Source organism: Vibrio sp. 1F255, assembly GCF_041439145.1.
Classification (GTDB): Bacteria; Pseudomonadota; Gammaproteobacteria; order Enterobacterales; family Vibrionaceae; genus Vibrio; species Vibrio crassostreae_C.
On record NZ_JBGONQ010000007.1, the window covers coordinates 102,898 to 128,188 of the forward strand.

23 protein-coding genes and 2 pseudogenes are annotated in these 25,291 nt (G+C 44.1%); 11 read left to right on the forward strand and 14 right to left on the reverse strand.

What is annotated here, in order from left to right; genetic code table 11:
* Window positions 1–3: 3 nt before the first annotated feature.
* The 3 genes from ACED41_RS06530 to qatD are packed head-to-tail and all read left to right on the forward strand — an operon-like array spanning window position 4 to window position 2,916.
* Window positions 4–861, forward strand: coding sequence for a hypothetical protein (locus tag ACED41_RS06530; protein ID WP_371724683.1), 858 nt, complete (start codon window positions 4–6; stop codon window positions 859–861).
* A complete protein-coding gene (qatC, locus tag ACED41_RS06535) occupies window positions 854–2,188 on the forward strand; it encodes a Qat anti-phage system QueC-like protein QatC (RefSeq protein ID WP_086775627.1) in 1,335 nt (444 codons plus the stop codon). The genes ACED41_RS06530 and qatC overlap by 8 nt, the downstream gene beginning before the upstream one ends.
* Window positions 2,185–2,916 carry a Qat anti-phage system TatD family nuclease QatD gene (gene qatD, locus ACED41_RS06540; protein WP_033903517.1) on the forward strand — a complete coding sequence of 244 codons (732 nt, stop codon included), beginning with the start codon at window positions 2,185–2,187 and terminating at the stop codon, window positions 2,914–2,916. The genes qatC and qatD overlap by 4 nt, the downstream gene beginning before the upstream one ends.
* A 296-nt stretch (window positions 2,917–3,212) precedes the next feature.
* Here qatD and ACED41_RS06545 read toward each other — a convergent pair whose 3' ends face one another.
* The 6 genes from ACED41_RS06545 to ACED41_RS06570 all read right to left on the reverse strand — a co-directional run bounded on the left by ACED41_RS06545 (window position 3,213) and on the right by ACED41_RS06570 (window position 9,047).
* Window positions 3,213–3,416 (reverse strand): pyrophosphatase, encoded by a 204-nt coding sequence (locus ACED41_RS06545; protein WP_102420170.1) that lies wholly within the window; start codon window positions 3,414–3,416, stop codon window positions 3,213–3,215.
* Between the two features lie 381 nt (window positions 3,417–3,797).
* Window positions 3,798–4,250: a hypothetical protein gene (locus tag ACED41_RS06550; protein WP_371724684.1), complete on the reverse strand. Its 453-nt coding sequence runs from the start codon at window positions 4,248–4,250 to the stop codon at window positions 3,798–3,800.
* A 354-nt stretch (window positions 4,251–4,604) separates the two neighbouring features.
* Window positions 4,605–5,618, reverse strand: coding sequence for a manganese-dependent inorganic pyrophosphatase (locus ACED41_RS06555; RefSeq protein WP_371724685.1), 1,014 nt, complete (start codon window positions 5,616–5,618; stop codon window positions 4,605–4,607).
* A gap of 478 nt (window positions 5,619–6,096) precedes the next feature.
* On the reverse strand, window positions 6,097–6,549 hold the full coding sequence (locus ACED41_RS06560) for a septal ring lytic transglycosylase RlpA family protein (protein WP_371724686.1): 453 nt from the start codon (window positions 6,547–6,549) through the stop codon (window positions 6,097–6,099).
* 349 nt (window positions 6,550–6,898) lie between these two features.
* A complete protein-coding gene (locus tag ACED41_RS06565; protein ID WP_102498428.1) occupies window positions 6,899–8,275 on the reverse strand; it encodes a uracil-xanthine permease family protein in 1,377 nt (458 codons plus the stop codon).
* Window positions 8,276–8,555: 280 nt separating this feature from the next.
* Window positions 8,556–9,047: a VOC family protein gene (locus tag ACED41_RS06570; protein ID WP_029222246.1), complete on the reverse strand. Its 492-nt coding sequence runs from the start codon at window positions 9,045–9,047 to the stop codon at window positions 8,556–8,558.
* Window positions 9,048–9,519: 472 nt separating this feature from the next.
* Here ACED41_RS06570 and ahpC point away from each other — a divergent pair, with 472 nt between their 5' ends.
* Both ahpC and ahpF read left to right on the forward strand, forming a co-directional pair.
* The gene (gene ahpC, locus ACED41_RS06575; protein ID WP_016798107.1) at window positions 9,520–10,077 is read left to right on the forward strand and encodes an alkyl hydroperoxide reductase subunit C; all 558 of its coding nucleotides are present in this window, start codon (window positions 9,520–9,522) and stop codon (window positions 10,075–10,077) included.
* A gap of 197 nt (window positions 10,078–10,274) precedes the next feature.
* On the forward strand, window positions 10,275–11,867 hold the full coding sequence (gene ahpF, locus ACED41_RS06580; protein WP_108179920.1) for an alkyl hydroperoxide reductase subunit F: 1,593 nt from the start codon (window positions 10,275–10,277) through the stop codon (window positions 11,865–11,867).
* A gap of 149 nt (window positions 11,868–12,016) precedes the next feature.
* Here the strand turns inward: ahpF and ACED41_RS06585 are convergent, their stop codons facing one another.
* On the reverse strand, window positions 12,017–12,616 hold the full coding sequence (locus ACED41_RS06585) for a LysE family translocator (protein WP_004736366.1): 600 nt from the start codon (window positions 12,614–12,616) through the stop codon (window positions 12,017–12,019).
* Window positions 12,617–12,738: 122 nt separating this feature from the next.
* Here ACED41_RS06585 and ACED41_RS06590 point away from each other — a divergent pair, with 122 nt between their 5' ends.
* Window positions 12,739–13,224 (forward strand): Lrp/AsnC family transcriptional regulator, encoded by a 486-nt coding sequence (locus ACED41_RS06590; RefSeq protein ID WP_017065258.1) that lies wholly within the window; start codon window positions 12,739–12,741, stop codon window positions 13,222–13,224.
* Window positions 13,225–13,323: 99 nt separating this feature from the next.
* On the opposite strand, the gene ACED41_RS06595 is transcribed toward ACED41_RS06590, so the two are convergent.
* On the reverse strand, window positions 13,324–14,694 hold the full coding sequence (locus ACED41_RS06595) for an L-serine ammonia-lyase (protein ID WP_017065257.1): 1,371 nt from the start codon (window positions 14,692–14,694) through the stop codon (window positions 13,324–13,326).
* A 26-nt stretch (window positions 14,695–14,720) separates the two neighbouring features.
* Window positions 14,721–16,262: a sodium/solute symporter gene (locus tag ACED41_RS06600; protein ID WP_017065256.1), complete on the reverse strand. Its 1,542-nt coding sequence runs from the start codon at window positions 16,260–16,262 to the stop codon at window positions 14,721–14,723.
* A gap of 348 nt (window positions 16,263–16,610) precedes the next feature.
* Between ACED41_RS06600 and ACED41_RS06605 the strand changes: the two genes are divergently transcribed.
* The 4 genes from ACED41_RS06605 (at window position 16,611) to ACED41_RS06620 (ending at window position 21,626) form a co-directional block, all read left to right on the forward strand.
* Window positions 16,611–17,915: an MFS transporter gene (locus ACED41_RS06605; RefSeq protein WP_017065255.1), complete on the forward strand. Its 1,305-nt coding sequence runs from the start codon at window positions 16,611–16,613 to the stop codon at window positions 17,913–17,915.
* A 125-nt stretch (window positions 17,916–18,040) separates the two neighbouring features.
* Window positions 18,041–19,057, forward strand: a complete 1,017-nt coding sequence (locus tag ACED41_RS06610; protein ID WP_017065254.1) for a nuclear transport factor 2 family protein — start codon at window positions 18,041–18,043, stop codon at window positions 19,055–19,057.
* 248 nt (window positions 19,058–19,305) lie between these two features.
* Window positions 19,306–20,391 (forward strand): porin, encoded by a 1,086-nt coding sequence (locus ACED41_RS06615; RefSeq protein ID WP_017065839.1) that lies wholly within the window; start codon window positions 19,306–19,308, stop codon window positions 20,389–20,391.
* Between the two features lie 197 nt (window positions 20,392–20,588).
* A complete protein-coding gene (locus ACED41_RS06620) occupies window positions 20,589–21,626 on the forward strand; it encodes a LacI family DNA-binding transcriptional regulator (RefSeq protein WP_017065252.1) in 1,038 nt (345 codons plus the stop codon).
* 56 nt (window positions 21,627–21,682) lie between these two features.
* Here the strand turns inward: ACED41_RS06620 and ACED41_RS06625 are convergent.
* Window positions 21,683–22,495, reverse strand: a pseudogene (locus tag ACED41_RS06625) (sulfatase-like hydrolase/transferase); the annotation flags it as partial.
* Here ACED41_RS06625 and ACED41_RS06630 point away from each other — a divergent pair.
* Window positions 22,488–22,739 (forward strand): annotated as a pseudogene (locus ACED41_RS06630) (DUF481 domain-containing protein); the annotation flags it as partial. The pseudogenes ACED41_RS06625 and ACED41_RS06630 sit on opposite strands and share 8 nt — an antisense overlap.
* A 111-nt stretch (window positions 22,740–22,850) precedes the next feature.
* Here the strand turns inward: ACED41_RS06630 and ACED41_RS06635 are convergent.
* The 4 genes from ACED41_RS06635 to ACED41_RS06650 form a co-directional block, all read right to left on the reverse strand.
* Entirely contained in the window at window positions 22,851–23,270 is a 420-nt protein-coding gene (locus ACED41_RS06635) for a globin (protein WP_017065249.1), read from the reverse strand.
* Between the two features lie 136 nt (window positions 23,271–23,406).
* On the reverse strand, window positions 23,407–23,787 hold the full coding sequence (locus ACED41_RS06640; RefSeq protein WP_017062185.1) for a VOC family protein: 381 nt from the start codon (window positions 23,785–23,787) through the stop codon (window positions 23,407–23,409).
* A gap of 146 nt (window positions 23,788–23,933) precedes the next feature.
* Window positions 23,934–24,383: a redox-sensitive transcriptional activator SoxR gene (gene soxR, locus ACED41_RS06645; RefSeq protein WP_017062186.1), complete on the reverse strand. Its 450-nt coding sequence runs from the start codon at window positions 24,381–24,383 to the stop codon at window positions 23,934–23,936.
* A 163-nt stretch (window positions 24,384–24,546) separates the two neighbouring features.
* The gene (locus ACED41_RS06650; RefSeq protein WP_229648047.1) at window positions 24,547–25,068 is read right to left on the reverse strand and encodes an NADPH-dependent FMN reductase; all 522 of its coding nucleotides are present in this window, start codon (window positions 25,066–25,068) and stop codon (window positions 24,547–24,549) included.
* Between the last annotated feature and the right edge of the window lie 223 nt (window positions 25,069–25,291).

Sequence of the window (25,291 nt, forward strand, 5' to 3'; positions counted from 1 at the left end):
TAAATGGGTACTTCAGCATCATCAACTGGCCCTAATAACCAGAGCCCACTCATTCCGTCATGGGCTGAACAAAGCCCGCCTGTAACAATTGAGCCCGCTCAAGATACTGGTAGCCCAGACGGGGAAAATCAAGGTGACAAGGAAGTCGACAATGAAAAAGTTCAGCAGGAAATCGGCAAACCATCTGGTACTGCCAATCCTGCAAACCGTTTTGCAGGAGCTAGAAGAGAATTCGGGAATTATGCCAAGGCCGGAGGTTCAAGCTCTGATCTAAGACGAGCACTAAAGAGTTATTCTAAAAAAGGCTCTGGTGGTGGAAAAACCACAAGCCGAAGATTGGCTAGTGGGATAACGGCTGGTACTGGTTTACTTGGTGTGATGCGTGGAGACACTGTTACAGTCAACAACCAAAGCCTTTCCTTAAATGACTTGAAAGGCCTATCCACTGACCAAGCTATTGATAGAATTGCTTCACATTTAGCTCCTGATAATGCTGACTCAGACTCTGTGAGAATTGCCTTAGATTACGCGCTGGAAGAAGCCCTACCTGATACCGAAGATTTCGATCCAAATAGTTTTACTGAAGAAGTTATCCAACAAGCCATCGGCTGTTATTTAACTGACTTGATTTTCCAAGATGTGGTTGAAGGCATGGGCAGGGCTTGGTTCCACGTAGAACCTGCTAGCAAGCACCATAGCATGGAAGTTGAGCTAAGGGAGCTTATCAAGGTAATAGCTCAGGAGCAGCTAGACAAAGTCACTAATGGCAACCCTAGCAATGTCACCAGAAATAACATTACCAAGATTCAAGCTGATGCCATCGCAATGACAGTTGAAGAATGGGAGAGTTTCGATGACTAAATTTTACTTCAATGATAACCCAAACCAACTACCTGAATATTCAGAGTCATGCCACCCAGTTCAACTCTTCCACACTCACGAATATGATGAAAAAAAACACAGCTTAGCTTCCAGAGGGCTACTGCAAACAGTAAGAGACTTGGGAGTTGCTGTTGAACCTAAGGCAATTGATTTGATCACAATAGCTTCCGCTGTTACCGCAGCTGATACTTTTGAGCTGAGAGAAAAGGCAGAGAATGCTTGGTCAAGACAAATGCACCTTCACATCCCAGTAAGTGATCCGAACATATGGGATGCAGAGGGGGCTCAATTGAGCTCAATTTTGAACTTTCTTACTGGCGATCAATGGATGTTCACTTTTGAGCAGACATCAATGGAAATACCTAAACCTAAGATAAGTAAGCTGGCTAAATATAAAGCCAAAACTCTTCTAGGAAAAAATGCTGTTTGCCTATTTTCTGGCGGTCTTGATAGTGCTGTTGGTGCCATTGATATCCTTAATGGAGAGTCAGACTATAAGCCTCTCTTAGTAAGTCACGCCTATCGTGGAGATGGTGCAAAACAAGAACAAATTAAAACTTTGTTATCTTCGCCATTTGCAGAACTCTCCTATTCAATCTCTCCTCACATCACTAAATTTTGTGAAGGCAAAACTGACATAAGTATGCGAGGAAGAAGCTTTAATTTCTTGGCGATGGCCGTATTGGGTATTTCCGCACTAAGAAGTGCTAACAGTGATGCCAGTATTAAAACCATTATCGTTCCTGAAAATGGCTATATCTCTATCAACCCGCCGCTAACTAGAAGGCGAATAGGAAGCCACAGTACGAGAACTACGCATCCGAACTTCTTGCAGAGATTGGAAGAATTGCTGACGCGTATAGGTTTTGACGTCAAATTCGTAAACCCTTATCAGTTTAAAACAAAGGGCGAGATGCTGGCTGAGTGCGTTGACCAAAACGCTATCAAAAAAGCCGTACCGCTAAGCGTTTCATGCAGTCACTGGCACAGAGAGCATATACAATGTGGGCACTGCGTACCTTGTCTAATTAGAAGAGCATCAGTGCATCATGCTGGCTTTGATGATGATGCACCATATAAAACAAAGCGATTGAAAACACTAGTTAAAGAAAAGGGTACAAGAGACGACCTACAAGCTGTTCAAACCGCCATTATCCGGTTGAAGCAAACCAATAGTTACAAATCTTGGTTACGGAAATCTGGTCCCATCCCACTAGATAAGTCTGTACGTAATGCTTTGGAGGCAATGATTAAGCGTGGTTTGATGGAAGTTGAAGTGTTTATAGAGGCAAACAAAACATCATGATGGATTTGCATTGCCACGTTGACCTATACCCCGAGCATGAGAAAGTATTGGATGACATTGAGCGTTCAAATTATTACGTATTATCTGTAACAACAGTGCCTTCAGCCTTCGAAGGCACTGTTAATCTTACAAAAGGACTTAAGCACTGCAAAACTGCTTTGGGGTTACATCCTCAACTAGCTCATTTAAGGAAGAATGAACTACCAGTTTTCGATCGACTTATAGAGAAAACTAAATATATTGGTGAGATCGGACTAGATGGCTCAAAAGGCTGGAGAGAGCATTTTGATGATCAATTACTTGTTTTTAGTCACATTTTAAAAAAATGTGAGTCATTCAATGATAAAATTTTGACCATTCATAGCCTAAATGCAGTTGAAGAAACACTACTTTGTCTCCAAGAGCACCCCAACGCAGGTACGTCAATATTGCACTGGTTCTTGGGAACAAAAAAACAGCTGTTAAAAGCGGTTGAGCTAGGTTGCTATTTCTCTATAGGTCCAGCCATGCTGGCCTCTGCCCGAGGAAAACGAATCGTATCTTGGATACCACGACAAAAAGTGCTGTTGGAGACAGATGGACCGTTTGCAAAAGTCTCAGGGCAAGTATTGTTCCCCTCAGATGTTGATAGAGTAATTCAACACCTTTCTGAGGAATGGGAATTGCCATACTCAGATGTAATTAAACAGTTGAAGAATAATTTACGCATATTGCTTACCGCTAAATAGTGCCCCAAGGTCGAGTTTGATGCCTTTGTGATCATAGGGCGCTTAAATCCTAGATCTGGACATTTCATTAAGTAACTTTGCAATACTAAAAGTTATCCGTATAAAGCTAAATTAGTAGATTGTCTAACACTGAATTGTCCAGAAACGTTTTTAAAATTGATCAAACTCTATTGTCCTCCGACAACAATGGCTAGATATAGAGCGAGCATAGGGTCAGATAGAGTTTAAAAGTAGGTAGTGGTTAGGGGGGAGTTGGTGATCTTAATTACACATCCCTGTGTAACGTATTTTGAATGTCAGCTGGCTTTAAAGAGCTTCATAAATTGACTAAAGCGTGGAATCAGGTTTTGCACAGTCGGCGCATCTGGAATCTCATTTACAAAAATCATAAAGCGCTGTGCTTTACTTTTATCACCTTGAGCAGTCCCTGCTAGTATTGCTTGAGCTAAAATTACATGCTCAGCGGTAACGTCCTTATTCGAAAATTCGTGAATCAACATAGAAAATCCTAATAAGTATAAATACGGATATAATAATACAATATATTGATGTTTATATCGATAGCTTATGGCATTCATCAATGTCAGATTTGTGTAAAAACAATACTGGACAGTGAGCTTAGTGACTTTCCATACTTATGCTAATTCGTGATTTGCTAATACTTGGTTCTTCGAAACTCATTTATGTACAGATGCTTCGTAGGATGAATTTTTACCTTTGGCACTTCCTTTCTCGAACGTGCCTTAAACGTTTCATTAGGTATGGCACGAGTAATACAGCTAGCTAATGTGAAAAACAGGCACATTGCTCACCAAACAGCGATAAAAAAATTCGTTTCCAAATTTTGAAATAGACCCAGTAAAGCGCAGTGTTATTTTTTGTTATTGTGGATCTACATGCCCAGAACAAGTATAGGACTGACCATCAACACCACGAATAGCGATCTGGTAGTTCAGCGCCAATCCATTGCCGACGATGTCTGACAGGCCCTCAGTTTCTGGATTGTTCATGCGATCGTGGTACATCTGACAAACGTGTTCTTCACCATGCCATTTTGATTGCACCTCTTCGATTCCATCAGCCTCGATGTCTACGCGAGCAACTCCATTTGTGCGCTTGGCTGCTTTGGTCGTGATGTTCGTCGTCGTCATTGATGTATAACGGATACCATCGATTTTCGAACTGGCTTCGGTAAGTTGGTCGTGGTCTGCATGTGTGATAATTGGGTCAGACACGAATACGTTCGCAGCCTTTACCTTTAAGCTGGTACAGCCAGTAATTGTCATAAGTGCAAGTGCGATAGCTGTTAAACCAATGGTTTTGATTGAGGTCATTTCATTGTCCTGTTAGTCATTCTGTCTGGGATTTACTATAAACAATAAAACACTGTATTATTAGTTCAAACTATGAATGCTAACTTACCGATAATGGAAAGCCGCGACTAGGATTGGTTACTTGTTTAAGACTGCTCTAAGTCTAACTTTTCACGTGGTTGGTCGTGAATGTCCTTGGGGGTTCGTGCCATAAAGAGCTATGTTAGATCTGGCTTATCCATAAGCTTTGTTAATTTAGAAAAAGCGCAACTCAATTTTATCCAAATCCAGTTCAACACGACCCAAAAACAAAAAGGGATTGGTATCTCTACCAATCCTTTCACTACTTATTTATAAAGTAACGGCTCTTATTCTCTACAAACTCTCAATGGCTTTCTGTACCGCAGGGCCAATCTGACGCTTACGCGAAGTTACACCTTCTAGCGTCAACATATCGCTTGTTGGTTCAGCATTGAAAGCAGATTTGATGACTTGGTAGTCACTTTCATCCACCCAAAGTAAGTTTGCTTCTTTGTTCTTAGTGTCTGTGATTGAAAAGAACAGATGGTCTAGCCCGTTCTCTTTTTTGTAAGTCTTCATAGCCGCTAAAAGCTCGTCTTTACGGTCAATCAGTTGTTGAGCCGTTAGCGTTTCAGCCACACCGATACCCACCTGTTTGCCACCGTATTTAAAGTTTTTGTAATCCAGAGTCAGAATGGTTTCAGAAGAAAGATGGCTGAGATCCGACTTAGCAATCAGCATCTGTTGACCGAAATCTTCGATATCTGAAATGCCTGCAACCTTCGCTAGCTTCTCTGCGTACTCACGATCATGCTCAGTAGTGGTTGATGATTGGAATACCACGGTACCAGAGAGAATTGCGCCTAAGCCTACACAAGCAAGGTGCTTAGGTAGTGTCACATCCAGCTTTTCAGCGTTGTCAGCCAGAATAGTTGCAGCCGATCCCCAACCTCGAATATCCATTTCGACAATTTGTGGTGTATTAATCGGTGAGCCACCAATTGCGTGATGATCAACCACAGCAACAATCGATGCTTGGTCGATAGTTGGTGCTAACTGTGTGACCTGGTTGAAATCCACCAGCCCCACTCGATATGAAGAGTAATCTGTCTCTACGCGTGGAGATTCAGCATTACAGTAGTTCAAGATGAAGGTGGATTCTGGATTGATAGGCTCTGGTACTGTCGCTGTACCGCCATAGATATGAGCCGCGAGCATCGCAGACATTACCGTGTCGCTGTCTGGGCTTAGGTGCCCTGTCCATACGAGATCTTCACTGTTTTCATTGGCAGATTGTTGAAGACTGAAAGCATAGCTTGCTGAGCTAAAAGACATAATTAGGGCTGCAACGACAGGGGTTAGCTTCACGGGTATTTCCTTATTTGAATGCGATATAGAAGCCCATAAGCTAAACACCAAAAATTTCAGAACCGTGTCACTAATATTTCAGATTTACTTCAGTGAGTAACGAAATGTAATTTCCCTCTCTTTGAGAGTCTTCTTCTCCCATCAATTGTACCTCCCCCTTTCTATTACACGCCCGCCACAACCAATTTTGGATTAGCTCAGCTTTTCATTATTTCACAATGAATTTCAATGAACCCTAATGATAAGAAAGCTAAGATACTGATTTATTTACCTCATAACATCATCAACCCACATATTAGAAATAAGATAATCTTATTAAAAATGGATTATCGAAAGGCACAAATAAGGCTACAAAGCAGCCTTATTGAGTAAGCATAAATGAGCTATTGATTCACCGATATCGAGGTTCTGTTCCTCCCCTTTCCCACTACTGGTAAGGGATCGGAGATGTAAACCAAGGGGAGGTTAGGAGGGGATTCTAGTGTTTGTATCGAAAGGTGTTGCTGTCATCAATAATCTCAATTTTGACTTTTACTACGCCTTTCTTAACGTCACCAATTTGAGAAAATGCTTTGTGGGAAAGGTCAATCACTCGGCCTTTTACGTAAGGGCCTCTATCGTTAATTTTCACATCAACAGACTTGTTATTGTCTGTATTGGTCACTCTCACGATAGTGCCAAAGGGCAAAGTTTTATGAGCCGCAGTATTCGCATTCATATTATACGTCTCACCACTTGCTGTGAGCCTTCCATGGAATTTATCGCCATACCAAGAAGCTTTACCAACAAGAGTATGTGACTTGGCATATTCCTTTGTTTTAGAACTGCCGACAGCCGACGTTGAGGTGCATCCGGCTAATATCATAAGAACAAGAGCGGTAAAGATAATATGTAATTTCTTCATGTAATTTGGGTGCGCTAATCTCTGCATGTTTCTCTATTTTCGTTGTTGTTGGTTAGCAATATAATGCTGAGTATAGTTACTGCTCAGCCAAGGCTACCATTCGGTATGATGACGGAATGTTTTCATGAACGACACTTTCTTCCGTCATATTCATGAAAGGTTTTATCGTCAAAACGTCAACTTTAACAACGTCTTAAATTTGTACATTTCTCAATCACTTCATGTAGATAAGTCACTCAGCCAAACATCCAAATACAAAAAAGGATTAGTATCTCTACCAATCCTCTTTAGGGGATGTTTCGTTTTTCTGCCTATGGTGGGTAGATAACGCGATTACTCGTAATCAGTCACGTACGCTTCTTCTCGGCTGTATAAGTTACGCTTTACTGGTTTGTACCGAATTCGTCATCGATTTGGCTTTAGTTTCAGGCACCAAAGACATCAGCCCTGTAATCAAAAGAGCAGCAACACCCGACATCGTGACTGGTGAGCCAAATATGCTTTGCACTAGCTTGGGGGCTTCTTTCAATAAATCCGGTACCAGCATTACCCCCAGCCCTAAACCTAATGAGATAGCAATCGTCATGATTCTGCGACGATCAAGCTTCTCACTAGCGATAATCTTGATGCCCGCCGCAGCAACCGTACCAAACATTACCAATGTCGCTCCGCCTAATACAGGCTTTGGAATCGTCATTAATACCGCGCCTAAGATGGGAAATAGACCTAATAGAAAAAGAATTGCCGCAATGAAGTAGCCAATATAACGACTCGCAATTCCAGTAAAATGGATCACGCCATTGTTCTGGCTGAAAGTCGTGTTCGGAAAAGTATTGAATACCGCTGCGATGAGCGAGTTCACACCGTCACCTAGCACGCCAGCTTTGAGTCGATTGATGTATTTTGGACCCTTAACTGGTTGGCCTGAGAACATGCTATTGGCGGTAAGGTCACCCGTCGTTTCAATAACAGTAATCAAGTAGATAAAAGCAATAGGGAGAAAGGCTTGCCAATCAAAAGCGAAGCCATATTTAAATGGGACAGGGATACTCAATAGCGGTTGAGATGCAAAAGAAACCATTGGCGCTTTGCCCATCAGAATGGCAACGCCCCACCCGACAACCAGACCGACCAAAATCGACGACAGCCTTACCATGGTGTTGTTACTTAGGTTAAGTGCCACTATGGTTCCGAGCACAATCGCACCCAACATCAGGTTGCTTCCAGAACCAAAATCTTCTGCGCCAACACCACCAGCGATATCAGTGACGCCAACTTTAATCAAAGAGACACCAATCGTCGTGATAACGATGCCGGTCACAACGGGCGTGATCACTACTTTGAGTTTTTCGATAAAGCGCGATAGGACGATTTCGACAAATGCACCAAAGAAGCAGACACCAAAAATGGTGGCGAGCATTTCATCCGGCCCACCTCCATTTGCTTTAACAAGAAAACCCGCACCTAACACAGAACCTAAGAACGCAAAGCTGGTCCCTTGGACACAGATCATCCCTGCGCCAACTGGCCCTATTTTTCTAGCTTGTATAAAAGTTCCAACCCCAGACACCATCAGTGCCATGCTGATCAAATAAGGGATGTGTTCACCCAACCCTAAAACACCGCCAATAATGAGTGTGGGTGTGATAATGCCAACAAAGCTGGCTAATACATGCTGCAGCGCCGCGTAACTGGCTGCTTTGACTGATGGTCGATCGTCTAATCCGTAGATCAATTCACTGTTCTGTTCCATGTGACTTCCTTTATGTATTTTTTATTGTATACAATTTACATAAAGGCAATAGAGCAACATATATGCCAATGGTTTAACATCATATTTATCAATCAGTTAAGTTTTCAATCAGTCCAACGTTGCACTATAGAGCAACAATGTCGGCTTGTTTTAGTGCAACCGATAGTTTATCCGATGTTCCTAAATTAAGCCCTACAGACACAAAAAAAGGATTGGTATCGCTACCAATCCTCTTTAGGGGGTGTTTCGGTTTTTCTACCTATGGAAGGCAGTAACGCTATTACTCGTAATCAGTCGCGTACGTGTCTTCATACGTATGTGAGTAAAATTCGAATAGGTTACCAAACGGGTCTTCTAGGTAAACCATTTGCGCTTGTTTTAGTTCGTCTTCTGGGTGGTAACGCATGATGTCCATACGAACCTTACCACCATACTCTTCAACACGCTTAATAGCTGAATGAAACTGCTCTTTTGGAAGTTGCAGACAGAAGTGGAAGATGCCTAGGCGAGAGAAATCAACTTCGTGACGCTCTTGGCGTTCTTTCATTTCGAACAACTCAACACCGATACCATCAGAAGTTACTAGGTGTGCAATATTGAAGCCTTTAAAGCCTTCACCGAACACAGCGATACACATACGGCCGATGGCTGATTCGCGCTCTTCCATTACTTTGGTGTTGTTCATTACGATTCTTAGACCCAGCGCTTTCGTGTAAAACTCAACTGCTTTGTCCATATCGCCAACCATGATGCCTACGTGATTCATTTTCATAACTTGCTCCAAATTCGTTTTTAATTCTGTGCGTTTCGAAGACTGGCTTCGATGTTTCGTTTCGATGGAGAGAGTATAGGTACATGCGTTAATTAACTGAAATTATCATAATTTATATTAATGATAATTTTTTGTTATTTACAGTTTGATATAACAACTCAACTCACGCAAAGAAACCATACCGAACCCTACCTACATAGACACATGGATACACACACCAATAGAGATAAGCCCAATGTAGAGAACAACCTAAAGAGCATAGCTACTTAAATTGGGAGTTGTTGATGTTTGATGGCTTTTGTTAATTGTTTTTGTTGATAGCTTTTACCGATAGCCTTTTCCTTTCGAAGATAGGATTCGCCTATTGAATCTATAGAAATGTCCGATTTCACTAATTTTCGGTGGCAATGCAATATATCTACATCGACGCGGGATAGCGTTAAACACTATAAATTAGAAAGAGAGTCAAATCATGATCAACACAGAAATCAAACCATTCAACGCAACAGCATTCAAAAACGGCGAATTCGTAGAAATCACTGAGCAAGACGTTAAAGGCAAGTGGGCTGTATTCTTCTTCTACCCAGCAGACTTCACGTTTGTATGTCCAACTGAGCTAGTTGACCTACAAGACAAATACGCAGAGCTTCAATCTCGCGGCGTAGAAGTTTACTCAGTATCAACTGACACTCACTTCTCTCACAAAGCATGGCACGATACTTCTGACAAAATCGGCACTATCGAATACTTCATGGTAGGCGACCAAACTGGCAACATCACAAATAACTTCAACGTTATGCGTGAAGGTCAAGGCCTTGCAGACCGTGCAACGTTCCTAATCGACCCTGAAGGCGTTATCCAAGCAATGGAAATCACAGCTGAAGGCATCGGCCGTGACGCAGAAGACCTACTACGCAAGGTTAAAGCAGCACAATACGTAGCCGCTAACCCAGGTGAAGTTTGCCCAGCTAAATGGAAAGAAGGCGAAGAGACTCTAGCTCCATCTCTAGACCTAGTAGGCAAGATTTAATCTAAGCCTAGCTAACAAGAATAGCTAAACGGTTCTACAGGCGCGCTTCGGCCCCCCTCCTAAAGGGCAGTCGCGCGCCACCCTTTCAAAACATCAACACCACAATATTTGCCGACTTGCGCCCCTTTTTATTTTCCTTTTTCAGCAAGAAGGTATTGGTCAATACCAAGACACAGAATTTAAGAGCAGGCACGATTATGTTAGATCAAGCAATGAAGCAGCAGCTAAAAGCATACCTAGAAAACCTAAAAACCAATGTTCAGTTAGTGCTTAGCCTGGATGGCAGCGACACCGCGAACAAACTTCAAGATCTGGCGAATGACATCTCGTCTTTAACCGATAAAATTGAAGTGACTCGCGATGACAGCGCAAGCACTCGTAGCCCTATCATGCAGGTCGTGAACCAAGAGAAAGGCACCGCGATCGGTTTTGCCGGTTTGCCAATGGGTCACGAATTTACGTCACTGGTTCTAGCACTGCTTCATAGTGGTGGTCACCCTATCAAGCTTGAAGCGGACGTAATCGAGCAAATTAAAGAACTCGATCAAGAGCTTAATGTAGAGATTTTTATCTCGCTCTCATGCCAAAACTGTCCAGAAGTGGTTCAAGCCTTCAATATGATGTCGGCGATTAATCCTCTGGTTAAGACAACGATGATCGACGGCGCAGCATTCCAAGATGAAGTGAAGTCTCGCGACATCATGGCAGTACCAAGTGTATTCGTTAATGGTGAGCTATTTGGTCAAGGCCGTATGTCACTGGCTGAAATCCTTAACAAGGTTGATTCAGGCGCAACGGAAAAGAAAGCAGCAAACCTAAACCAACAAGCACCGTTTGATGTATTGGTTGTCGGCGGCGGCCCTGCAGGTTCTTCAGCGGCAATTTATGCTGCACGTAAAGGCATTCGTACTGGTGTGGTTGCTGACCGATTCGGCGGCCAAGTGATGGACACCATGGCGATTGAGAACTTTATCTCAGTAAAAGCGACAACTGGCCCTAAATTAGTGGCAAGCCTTGAAGAGCACGTAAAAGAGTACGGTGTTGAAGTGATGACTGAGCAGCGCGCTGCAAACATCATTGCAGCAGAAGACACTGAAGACGGCTACATCCACGTTGAGCTAGAGAGCGGCGCAACACTACGAGCTCGCACGGTTATCACAAGTACCGGTGCTCGCTGGCGTGAAATGAACGTTCCGGGTGAGCAAGAGTACCGCAATAAAGGCGTCGCTTACTGCCCACACTGTGACGGTCCTTTATTCAAAGGTAAGAAAACAGCGGTTATTGGTGGTGGTAACTCAGGCATCGAAGCGGCAATTGATTTAGCGGGTATCGTTGAACACGTAACCGTACTTGAATTTGCAGACACATTGCGTGCCGACCAAGTGCTTATCGACAAAGCGAACGCAACACCAAACATCGAAATCATCAAGATGGCACAAACAACGCAAGTGATTGGTGATGGCAACCGTGTAACCGGTCTGGAATACAAAGACCGCAACACCGATGAACTTAAACAGATTGAACTCGCAGGTATCTTTGTTCAAATCGGCCTGATGCCAAACAGCGAATGGTTGAAGGGTTCGAAAGTTGAGCTCTCACCACGCGGTGAAATTGAAATTAACGCTCATGGCGCAACATCAATGAAAGGTGTGTTCGCAGCGGGTGACGTAACAACCGTACCTTACAAACAGATCATCATTGCGATGGGTGAAGGTGCGAAAGCAAGCTTAGGTGCATTTGACCACCTAATCCGTAACTCAGCTCCAGTTAAAGAGGCTGAAACGGCTTAATCTTTAAACCTAAAACTTAAAACTTAAAAGCTTTTAACTCAAGTTCCTTAAATATTTGTTAACTTAATTCTTTACTGTTAACGACTTAGTCGACATTTAGACGCCACTCCTATGGATTTAGGAGTGGTTTTTTTATTTGTAGAGACGCTTTATGCTGGTTGATAAAGCATAAAGGCAACCACCATCGCTAAGCTTCCACCCAAACAACGGTTCACAAACATCATCTGTTTTGGTGATTGCAGTAATTTTTTCAGCATGGTGCCGCAATACGCCCACACCAACATGCACGGCACACCAGTAATCACCATGCCCGCGATAATGGTCACGACTTGAATCAAGTAATCGGCATTCGGAGTAATGAACTGTGAAAACACGGTTAATGACGCTATCCAACCTTTAGGGTTTAACACCTGCACCAACACACCTGACATAAAACCTGAACGTTTATCTGTGGTGCTTTCTTCGATTTGCATGTTAGCAATCGACCATGCCATGAACAGCAAATAAGCCGCACCCGCGTATTTCAAAATGTTGTATAGCTCTGGGTAAAGGGTAAATAGGCTCACCAAACCGACACTAGAACCCGCCAGTACGATGATGATGCCAACAGCGTTCCCAGAGATAAAAGGTAAAGTCGCAGCAAATCCATAACGACTTGAAATCCCAAGTAATGCGATATTGCCTGCCCCAGGGGTAATTGCTATTGATGTTGAAAATAGCAAGAACGCCAGCATTAATTGAGAGCTCATTTCCTCTCACTCCTAATAAGTAAAGTATTTATAGGGGGAGAGTTTACAGATTCGACTAGGAATTAAATTGCTATATAGGCTAATATTAATCCAAATTTGAGCAAGAATTTTCCAAAACAGCCATGAAACAGAAAGAATCCACCAAAGAAGTATTGGATGACACAGATATCGCCATCTTAGAGCATATCCAGCAAGACGGACGCATGAGCAACAGCAAGCTCGCAGAGAAGGTCAACCTCAGCGAAACCCCATGCTGGCGTCGTTGGAAACGCATGGAGGAAACTGGCTATATCGATGGTTACGCCGCTAAGCTGAATCGTAAGAAATTAGGCTTTCATGTGGCTGGTTTTACTCTTGTGACCTTGGGTAACCATGAAGTTGAAAACACAGAACCATTCGAAGAATTTGTCGCGGTAACCGATTGGATTCCTATGTGTCACTGCATTGCAGGCGGCGCCGATTACATGGTGCAAGTGTTGGCCAAAGATTTGGAAGAGTACTTTGAGCGTATTAGCTCGATCAGACGAGTCAAAGGCGTGAGTGCGATTCAGTCGAACATCTCAGTAAAAGAGTTGAAAAACAGCTATCGATTACCGCTTTCAGATTAGCTCCCTAAAACACATAAAACAAAAAGCCCAGCCGCGATAGATTTCTAAAGTCTAAGGCTCTGGGCTTAACGTTATTATTTACTGGGTTAACTGGCTTAGCTATTCACAAGGATGAGCTAGATGGATCAAGGCTAAACCACCGAGTGATGTTTCACGATATTTCTTGTTCATGTCTTTACCGGTTTGGTACATGGTTGCGATGACCTTATCGAGTGAGATCAAAGACTTGCTGTTTCGCTTCAATGCCATGCGAGATGCATTAATTGCCTTCATCGCACCCATCGCATTTCGCTCGATACACGGCACTTGAACCAAGCCGCCAATTGGGTCACAAGTCATACCCAATGAGTGTTCCATCGCGATTTCCGCCGCAATACAGATCTGCTCATTGCTGCCACCGCGTAGTGCCGTTAATCCCGCAGCCGCCATAGAGGATGATACGCCTACCTCACCTTGGCATCCTACTTCCGCACCAGAGATCGAAGCGTTAGTTTTGTACAGAATACCAATCGCGCCCGATACCGCTAAGAAATCTTTTAACTGCTTAGTATCCAACTCTTTAATGAAGCGATGGTAGTACATCAACACAGCAGGAATAACGCCCGCCGCACCATTGGTTGGTGATGTTACCACTTGGCCACCAGCCGCATTTTCTTCGCTAACCGCAAACGCAAACAAGTTAATCCAATCCATGATTTCCATTGGGTCGTTTTCAACCGCCGCATTCGCTTCTAACTTTTTCAGTAGGTTAGGCGCACGACGAGTTACGTTCAAACCACCATCAAGAATGCCTTCGGTTTCAAAGCCACGCTCCATACAACGACTCATCACTCGCCAGATTTGATCCGCTTTCTCTGAAATAATGTCAGCGCCTTCGAACTCCGCTTCATTTTTTAGAATCATACCACCGAGGCTCATCCCGCTATTGTCAGCTTGTTGAAGCATTTCATCGGCGTTTTTGAACGGGAAAGGAACTTCTACCGCTTGGGTTTGAGTACCATTTTGCAGTTCATCAGCAGTTGCGATAAAACCGCCGCCAATCGAATAATAAGTTTCATCGACAATCACGTTGCCACTCTGGTCAAACGCAGTAATCATCATGCCATTTTCATGCAGAGGCAGATTGTCTTTGTGGAACAACATGTCGGTTTCGTAGTTGAAGGCAATGTGCTTGGTGCCCGCTAAATCCATCTCACCACTGTCTACGGCATGACGCATTGCTTGGTTTGCGCTGGTGATTTTGATGGTGTCTGGTTTATTGCCGAGTAGCCCCAATATTGTAGCTCTGTCGGTGTGGTGACCTATGCCAGTCAATGACAAAGAACCGTATAAATCCACCTGAATACGCGTCACTTCTGCGATTTTATCAGCGATTAATTGTGTGAAATGGAAACCCGCAATCATTGGGCCGTTGGTGTGAGAGCTCGATGGCCCAACACCAATTTTGTAGATATCAAAGATCGATAACATAGATATACCAGTAAAAAATCGGTCAATTAAGAAAGAGCGGCATAAAGCCAATCAGGGATAACAGTACAAGCAGCAATCGTCACAACAGCGAACACCAACAAGCCATAATGACTCGCGGTAGGCTTTGCAAACAAATGCTTTTGCTTTTCTATAAATTCATTTTGTTGCTCGGTTACCTCTCCCCAGAAGCGGCTCACAACAACACCTAACACTAAGAAAACCACAGTGCCAATCAAGGCAAACCAAGGCCAAGCTATTCCGCTGTATTTGGCGATGAATACGACGGCCACACTGCCAATACTGCCCGCAATTACGCCTTTCTCGTTTGCTTGTTTGAAGAACAAACCCAAGATGAAAGAGCCAAGGCGAATACCAACAAAAATAGAGGTTAAGCTCGCAATCGTTTTAAGCACTGATTCATTAGAAACAGCCAGTAACGCAGGCACAACAACCGACGCTGCAGCAACCAGGCTCATTTTTCTAGCCACTGATTCATAGTGCGCGTCAGAGGCTTGCTTACGGAAGAAGCGCTTATAGAAATCGAACGTTGCGACCGTCGCCATTGAGTTATAGGTGGAATCCAATGTCGACATTGCCGCAGCCGAAAGTGCTGAGATCACCAAACCAACAATGATTGGGTTGGTATGGTTAAACACAAAATCGAGAATCACTTCGTTGCTGTTTTCAAAACTGCTGTCTTGATAAAAGACACTTAACAGCACCCCCATCACAGCAAAGAACAGATAAACAAAAAATGCGCCGTAGCCACAAAGCAACATCGATTTTTGCGCTGTTTTAACACACTTAGTCGCCAATGTTCTTTGAATAATCAGTTGGTTAGTGCCATACACACTCAGGTGCAAGAAGCTCACAGCCACTACGCCGGCCCACAATGTGGTATCGACGCCTAAGTCAAAATCGAGATTGATGATATTCAAATGTTCAGGAGACAACATCTCGCCCGCATCGATTTTCATCAGCAATAAAACAAAGATCGCAATGCTGCCGATAATCAACACTGCTGACTGAAGCATGTCAGTCCAGATTACAGTCGAGATACCACCCGCATAGGTATACAACGCAGTAAATACGCTGATGTAGATGATCGCCTCAGAGATACTCACTGGCAGCACTTGCACTAAGATCAGGGCTACCGCATACAGAATAACCCCTGCCGAAATACACTGAACCACAATGAACACGATGGAATTGATCGTGCGAGCAACAACGCCAAAGCGGTGCTCTAGGTATTCGTAAATCGAGGTTAGGCCGAGCTTGTAAAACACCGGAACAAAGAAAAGCACAGTGAAAAAGATCACTATTGGATAGTTCAAATGTACGCTCATCGCTTCCATGCCTGAGCTATAAACCCAGCCCGGCATGCCAACGAACGTCATTGCGCTGATGTAGGTTGCAAGAATCGACACACCTGCCGTAAACCAACCAAACTGTTTTCCACCAGTCGAAAAGTCGCCACCGACGCTATAGCGCCTATTAACTAAGTAGCTGATAAACAAAGTAGTTAGCACATAAAGAGCAATAACCACAAAACTTGAGTACGTAACCATTTTTAGATTCCGTTTATTGTATGTCGCAATTAATTCGCTGCCAATAGTACTCAAAAATGGATGTTTTCCCTCAAAAACCCACAATAAGTGTGACTATTATCACTAAGATAGACGATTAAACACTCAAACCACCCCACAAAGCACAAAAACCCAGTTAAATGAGATCAAGATCACTAAAATGCACAAAATGGGTACGCACTCATTTTAAAATTGACTTTGATCACGGATCTAATAACCACAAAAATTCTATTATCTCTCCCGAAATGAAGACGGTGTGATGAAGATAAAGAATCAACACACAATAATTAAAACCAAAACCACCCTATATAAAATAAAGGTTTATCGGTCATGACCATTAAAAAACACATGAGCGAAGTTCCTATGATTCAAAGGGTAGCCGCATATCTAGCAATTCTAGTAGGTTACTTTTTTTATTGTTATAACTTTGTAATTATTGACTACGTACGCCCATACATTGTGGAAGAATATGCTGGTATTAGCCTTTCTGATACCGCTCAGTTCTACACTTGGCAGTCGGTTGGTGCTCTGATTGGTGCTCTGAGCTGTGCATGGTTCGCAACCAAGTTCGGCAAGAAGTCCACACTAATAGCAATTACGGCATTAAACGGTGGTGCAACCATCATCAACATGATGTTTACCGACTACGCCACTTGGGCTGCAATGCGTTTCATCATTGGACTATCTTTAGGTGGTTACTTCACTGTAGCTGTATCTTTGATGATTGGCCTATTTACACCAACGGTTCGCGGTAAGTTGACTGCTTTTGCTTCTTCAATGTTCTCTGTTGCTTTAGTGGCAATGGGCGCTTACGCAGCCTTCATTACAAGTGTTGATGCACCTTGGCAGAGCCTAATGTGGGTAGGTGGTATTCCACCGCTTGTAGCAGCTGCGTTAATGATCTTTGTATTACCAAGCGACAAAACTGTGATCGCCTACGGTGAAGAAGATCAACAAACAACAACCAATACAGCTGGGGAAGTAACCGAAGCTAAAAAAGGTTCTTGGGGTGAGATGTTAAGCAAGCCTTACCGCAAAATTACGATTACTTGTTTACTTCTTTCTGGTCTTAACTTCTACGGATTCCAATTCTTCGGTGGCTTTGTAACTACCTACCTGAAAGATGTTCGTATGTTTGATGGTGCAACCATCGGTTTGATCTTCTCTATCTCAGCATTTGGTTCACTCTTCGGTGCTTGGTTCTGGGGATGGGCAGCCGATAAGTACGGTCGTAAGATCAACGCGTTCGGCTTCATCCTCGCAGGTATCATGGTTTCTATCTTCTTTGTCGCACCTGGCGACATGATGATTGGCGGCCTAAACATGCTGGCTCTTCTGGGTCTTATCTACAACTTCGGCCTGTCTGCTTCTGCAGTATGGGGCGGTTACTTCTCTGAATTGTTCCCAGCACGCTTGCGTAGCTATGGTGCAGCTTTATTCCATGGCGGTCGTATTATCGGCATGTGGGCACCAATGGTTCTTATCTTCATCCAAGAGCGTACCGACCTACAAACAGCAATGTGGGGCTCACCAATCGTATGGATTATCGCCGGCCTACTATGGCTAACACTGCCTGAAACTCTAAAAGGTGGCGTCTTCGATAAGAGCAAAAAAGCTGAAGCAGCAAAAGCTTAATTCGACACTCATACGCTGAAGTTCAAATACGAAAAGTTTAAAGCCGGCTGATAAATCAGCCGGTAACAAAATCCAAATCGAGTCCTGTTCCGAATGTTGACTCGACAACACAAAGAGAAATTATTATGTCTAAATATCAAGAAGCGAAACGCATTGTTCGTGAATACTTCGATGCAATGGAAAACGCAACTCACGAGAACGTTGCTGAAGTTTTAAAAGCACACACTTCTGAAGATTACTTGTGGCGCGGTGTTTACCCATTCCGTGAGCAAGAAGGCGCACAAGCAGCAGCTGACGTATTCTGGGCACCAATGATGAAGTCAATGACTCGCATGCAGCGTCGTCAAGACATCTTCATCGGTGGTAACAACGAAGTTAACCCAGATGAGATTTGGGTAATGAGCATGGGTCACTTCATGGGTCTATTCGACGCTGAATACCTAGGTATGCGCCCAACTGGCAAGATCATGAACGTTCGCTACGCAGAATTTAACTGTGTTGTTGATGGCAAAATCACTAAGACAGGCCTGTTTCTAGACCTACTAGGCATGATGGATCAAGCGGGTTGCTACCCACTTCCACCATCAACTGGTAAGCACTTCGTATACCCTGGCCCACGTAACCACGACGGTCTGCTATTCGAAGACGCGGCTCCAGAAGAAGGTGTTGCGACACTTGCTCTAGTAAACAAAATGGTTGATGACCTGTCTGCTCTTAACGACAGCGGCGCGATGGGTTGCCCACCAGAAGTACTAGCGAAGAGCTGGTCAAAAGACATGATTTGGTACGGCCCATGTGGTATCGGCGCGTCTTACACAATTCCTCGCTACCAACAACAGCACCAACTTCCTTTCCGTAACAACCTGAAAGACAAGAAGTTCAACGGCCACGTTTGTCGTTTCGCTGAAGGTAACTTCTCTTGTTTCTTCGGTTGGCCAAACCTATCAAACACACCAACAGGTGGCTTCCTAGGTATGACTGGCGGTGAAGTACGTGCAAACATGCAAGTAGTTGACGTTTACTACCGTGACGGTGACAAACTGTCTGAGAACTGGGTTCTTATCGACCTTCCTTACTGGCTACAACAGCAAGGTCTAGATGTGTTCGAACGCACTTCAAGCATCATGAACCCAACGCTGTAATCGATACGCTTTAATCCAAAAGATTGAAACGAAATAGTGGCAACCTAAATAGACATCTGATTTAGGTTGCCACGCTTACTGGGGGACCCTTCTCGCTCCTAGTAAGTGCTCCAACCAATTCATTATTGCTCCACTAATAACTGAATCTACTCGTGCCTCATGGATGGGGTACACCCTGCCAAACCATTACCAATATAACGGGCTTGAAAGCACGGTGGCTTTCTACGGCCTGAATAAAGAGAATTACAATGAAAAAGTCGATTCTTTCAGCAGTGATCCTGACAGCACTTACCTCAGGTTCTGCTTTTGCTGCACACACTTTTACCAATGACGCGGGCGATAGCCTTACTTTAGACGGTCGTTTCGACGTTCGTTACCAAGATAAGGGCGGCGACCACAACGGTGAGTGGAACAGCGGTAGCTCTCGTTTCGGCCTTAAAGGTCAAATGGGACTCGATAACGGCTGGACTGGCTTTGGCCATGCTGAATGGGGTTACAACTCAGGTGCTAACGGCGACAATATTTACGACCGACTTCTATACGCAGGCGTAGAGCACGACAAATACGGCAAGATCGCAGCAGGTACTAAGCAGTGGTCTACTTTTTATGACGTCGCATGGTACACCGACTTAGGTCGTGTCTTCGGTACTCGCGGCTCAGGTGTTTACAACCTTTCTGACTGGGGTATTGCATCTGGTACAGGTCGAGCAGAAAACTCCATTACTTACCGTAACTCAATCAACGACCAAGTAAGCTACGGCTTCACTTACCAAACGACACGTGAAGAAGTGGCACTAGCGAGTAATGCGACAGCTTCATTGAAAAACGGAATGGGTGCGTCAATCACTTACAAACCGGTTGATGGCGTAACACTAGGTGCAGCTTACCACCAAAATGAAATTGCAGACCTAGACTCAGGTGTGGTTGGCGTAGAAAATGGCGACAACATGCGCATCATGCTATTGGGTGCGAACTACAGCAACGGCGGCTTCTACGCAGGTGCCACTTTCCATGTTGGCGAAAACTGGGAAGCTGTAAGCCAAGGCGGTACGGATGTAATGTTCGATACCCTAGGTGGTGAAATCTACACGTACTACCACTTCGACAATGGCCTACGCCCTACGTTGAACTACAACTACATGGAAGATCGTGATGACCAAACAGATGGCTATGAGCGTAACCTGCTTATCCCTGGTGTTGAATACCACTTCCAGAAGAACAAATTCCTAGTTTGGACTGAATACCAATTCGACCTAGGTAAAGATCAGCTCGTTGGCAATAAATTCGAAAACAGAGATGACCAATTCGCTGCAGGTATTCGTTACTACTTCTAACGCCCAGTTAGTCGATTCATAAATTCTTTAAACAAAGCTCTGCTCTTACGCAGAGCTTTTTTGGGTCATACCCAGAATAATATTCAACACTCTCTATTAACCCTTATTTTTCATCCAATCATGGCATATTGTATTTTTGAGTACGTACCTAATTATGTTACTCTATGCACAATCAATTTGGTTCAAAAGTATGGTCTATGAGCTCTCCAAAACACTCCACGGCGTCAAAGCCAACCGTCACCTCTAAAGATGTCGCTAAACTTGCTGGCGTTTCTCAATCAACTGTATCTCGTGTATTTGTCCCGGGCAGTTCAGTGTCTGAAAAGACCAAGCAAAAAGTGTTCGATGCAGCAAAATCGTTGAACTATCGTCCCAATGCCTTTGCCCGCAGTCTGACGACAAATGAGTCCAAATTGATTGGCTTAGTTTTCCCAGATGCCGACTACCCTATCCACATGAAAACTCTGCAGCTTATCTCTACTGAGCTACAAAAGCAGGGTTACTCTGCGGTATTGATTCCTTGGCAAGTGGATGGAAACGACAACCACTCGATTCCTAATATCTTCCAATACCGAGTTGATGGCGTAATTGCTGCTTCGGCGACCTTTAATAAGTCGCTTTATGAAGAGTGTGAAGAGTTCAACATCCCCATTGTTCAGTATGCTCGTGTAGTTGAGGGGACTAAGAGTAGCCATGTAATAAGTGACAACTACGCCGCAGGCCAAGTCGCCGCTCAACATTTACATAGCGTAGGAACAAAGTCAGCGGTTTACCTGACAGGTAACGTGCCAACCTACACCAACGGCGAGCGTGAATCGGGCTTTTGCTCAGAATTCGAAGATCTAACAGGCAAGCAAGCTCGTGTTATTGAAGCTGACTATGACTACCTTGATGCTCTAGATACCATTCGGACTCTGTTTTCAGAACCCACACATCCTCAAGCGATTTTCTGTGCGACAGATAACCTCGCGATGGCAGTAATGGATGTGGCGCGCTTAGAATTTAACCTGCGTATTCCAGAAGATCTTCAAGTGATTGGTTTTGACGATATCCCACAGACTCAATGGTTGAACTACCAACTCACTACCTTCAAGCAAGATTTCAGACGCCTTGCACGTGAATCAGTGAAAATTGTCGTTAGCCAGATTCAAGAGCAAGACACAAGCTTGGTTAAGCTGATGGTGCCAGTGAAATTCATTGAACGAAACACGACGCTAAAACAGAACCAACGTTAAGACGCTTTCAAACAAAAATCCCGCTCAGTGTGAGCGGGATTTTTTATGATATTTAACTAGTTACCTACACCACCGGTCTTCTCTGCCGGAGAGTCAGGCGTCACTGGAGGCCACTCTTGGAAGGTTGCTAGATGTTGTTGGACAGCCACTTGTGCCGGGCCAAATGCCCACATTTTTTGTCCCATCCATTTTAGGTACATGCCCGACTCTTCCGCCGCTCGCTCGTATGGGTCACGACGTAAATTAAACAGCAATGGTGCGTTTAGCTCTTCTTTAGGACCACTCCAACCGTGGTTTTGCACGATGAAATGCGCCTTCCAATCACCAACACGAACCGCTTGCAGCTTGTCTCGTTCGTAGTAGTAGATCTCTTTACGGTTTGACTCGCCTTTCTCGGTCAGCATATCCACTTGGTTGTAACCATCAAGGTGCGCTTTAAAGCCATCGTGACCTTTCAGCAGTTTTTCTTTTAGATCCGTTGGACCACCAGCCGCAGCGACCAGAGTGGGTAACCAATCCATACCATCAAAGATGCCATTGCCTACAGTACCCGCTGGGATTTTACCCGGCCAGCTAACCAATGCAGGGGCTCTTACGCCACCTTCCCAAGTTGTGCCTTTCTCACCGTGATAAGGTGTCATACCGCCATCTGGCCAAGTCATGATCTCTGGGCCGTTATCGGCAGTGAAAATGATGATGGTGTTGTCAGCAATACCGAGTTCTTCCATCTTCGCCATCATCTCACCGACGTGATCATCAAGATCTTTCATGACCACTTCTTGGAGTCCCCAACCGTTTTGACCGAGCATCGCTTCGTATTCAGGTGACAGGTGCGTCCAAACGTGACCGCGTGATGGACAGTACCAAGTAGGTGTGAGATGGATAACGCAGATCAATAAGGATTGGAAGTTTCACGCAACCATTGATGCAGGGCTTGGTAGTGACACCAACTTTACCTCATCTCTGTTAACTGGCGTGCGATACCAGATAAACAGTTGGTCTGACTTAAATGTTGCCTACAAATCGACCTGGGTTGATTACGAAAACAAGGGGACCTTTGAATACGATACCGCATCGCAAGGGTTCCTGATTGGTTGGGCTGCTCATTTCTAGTCAAACAATAAGAGGTAAGCCTGATATCGTTAGGCTTACCTGACAATGTCAATCTTTCAAGAGTTAATGCCGGTTTTAACTAACGAACAAGCAAAACTACCCATCAACGACCTAGTTATTCACAGTGTTTGGAACTACGCACTCTTTCTTCATGATAGTTAAGCCGGCCTCGAGAGTTTCTGTCCAAGCTTGTTCGACGCTTTCATCGTAGTGAGGGTCATATTTTTTAACTGTATTGAGTAACGAATTGAACCACTCGTTGAGTTCTTGCTCAGAGATATCCATTCCTAAATCTTTATGTCGCTTCCCAAGCTTTTTTACCGAGTTTCGTACGCTTGGTAGACCAGCAGAGTTATAGATAAGAATGATCGAGGCTTTAAGCATCTTGGTTTGTTGCTCTAACCCTATATTTTCAAAACGTTCTGAAAACCTTGGGTTATGCTCGCAAAAATCAGCCAAAAACGTTTCGAGAAATTCTTGGTCAATCCGGCAGCGCTCAAAACTTTCATAAAACAGTTCGTTCGGTTTCATCTAGCCAGTCCTTTGCAAAATTTTGAGTTATCGGGAAGCTAACAAGTCCAGAGCCGCAACTTAGCCAACTCCGAACCATCAATATGATCTAAGTATACGCCACTGTGGCATAAAATGAACGATGGCATAACGTAAACTACGGCATAAAGTGCGTTGCACAAATCTTGTTTCCATCAGGATCTCGCAAATAAGCCATGTACAAGCGACGCTCGTCAGAACCTCTCGCTCCGGGGCCATTTTCAATGCTGGTACCGCCATTTTCGACGCCAACTCGATGCCACTCATCTACAACTTCAGGAGAAGACGCAAGAAAACCCACCGTCATACCGTTGCCGTGAGTCGCAGGCTGACCATCAATCGGCTTCGTTAAGCCCAACACACCCGTTTGGCTAACGTAAACACATCGCCCTTTGGGATCAACAGAGCCTTCGCTATAACCAAGCACTTTCATGATTGGGTCATAAAAAGCCTTCGCGCGTTCAATATCATCGGTACCGAGAAAAACATGGCTGAACATAACTAACCTCTTCTTTTATTGAAAGAACCATCTAAACTAGACCTATAATTCGTGTTTGTCTAGGCACGCTATTCGGTCACAACTGTTGCTTAACCCATTGAGCAAACACCTGAAACTTAGTTCGCTGTTCCATGCCTTTCGGGAACTCAGTTAGTCTGTTCAACAATTCGTTGTGCGCCCTGCCCTTGGTCATGCAAGATATCATCAGGATTTAGCAAGTTGCACTTTTGCATACTCAAGCATCCGCAACCGATACAGCCGGTTAAGTTCTCTTGTAGCGATTTAATCTGCGCCATTTTACTGTCGAGTTGCCCCTGCCACTTCTTAGCAACGCGCTCCCAATCTCGCTTAGTCGCGGTATGGTTCATCGGCAGTGTCGATAATTCTTCGGTGATCTCTTCCAGCGTGAAGCCTATCGACTGCGCGACTTGGATCAACGCAATTCGTCTCAACATCGCCGACTGATAACGGCGCTGATTTCCGTTAGTACGAATCGAAGCAATCAACCCCTTGGTTTCGTAAAAACGTAACGCCGAAGGAGCCACGCCACTGCGCTCAGCCAACTGGCCTATGGTGAGGTATACGATGTTTCTCATTACGACACTATCCTTGAGATCATAAATATTTAAGCTTACTTTAACTTTAGAGTAGCGACCTATTGTTACCTTAACCAATTAATGTCCTTAAACTTTGACAACGGGCGCAATGAAAAGCAATCGTGAACATGGCTGCTTTGTTTTATTGTGGTGTTCTCGCTCTCTAAATCTGACTCATGATCGATTTCAGGCTCTCGGCCATTTCGGCATTGATGATCTCACCCGTTTCTACATTAAAGTTGTCGTAGAAACTTGGCACCGACATCGACCCCTTCACATCTGCATCAAAGTAAGGTGCCGAATTTACCGCAGACGACAACACAGAGTTTGCGCCGCCTGGGCCTGGTGATGTGGAGAGCATCACAACAGGTTTGCCTTGGTACACTTTCATGTCGATTCGTGATGTCCAATCAAACACATTCTTAAAGGCTACGGTGTATGAGCCGTTATACTCTGCAAAAGAGATGACCACAGCATCTGCTTCGCCAATCTTGCTAAAAAAGCGTTGAGCGTGTTGATGAACACCTGAATCTTGCTCTCTTTTCTCGCTGTAAATTGGCATCTCGAAATCATTAAGGTCGAGCACCTCGACTTGCGCGCCTTCGACTAAACCTGCGGTGTACGCTGCAAGTTGTTGATTAATTGATGTTGTACTGTTGGTCGCGCCAATCGCTAATACTTTCATTGTTGATCCTTGTTCATTTTTCTCACCTTTTTGCACTCATGACTTCAATTACGGAGCTCAAAATTCATAACTGAAGATTCGTAACGTCTGTTTGATAACATCAAAACCTGCACTAGGCGACAAGGTGATAGATTGTGTTTTTAGATTGGGGATGATGATAAAACCTCAAGTTAACTTGAGGTAAAGCGATATTTTCAAAATATAGGAAATAGTTTAAAAACAC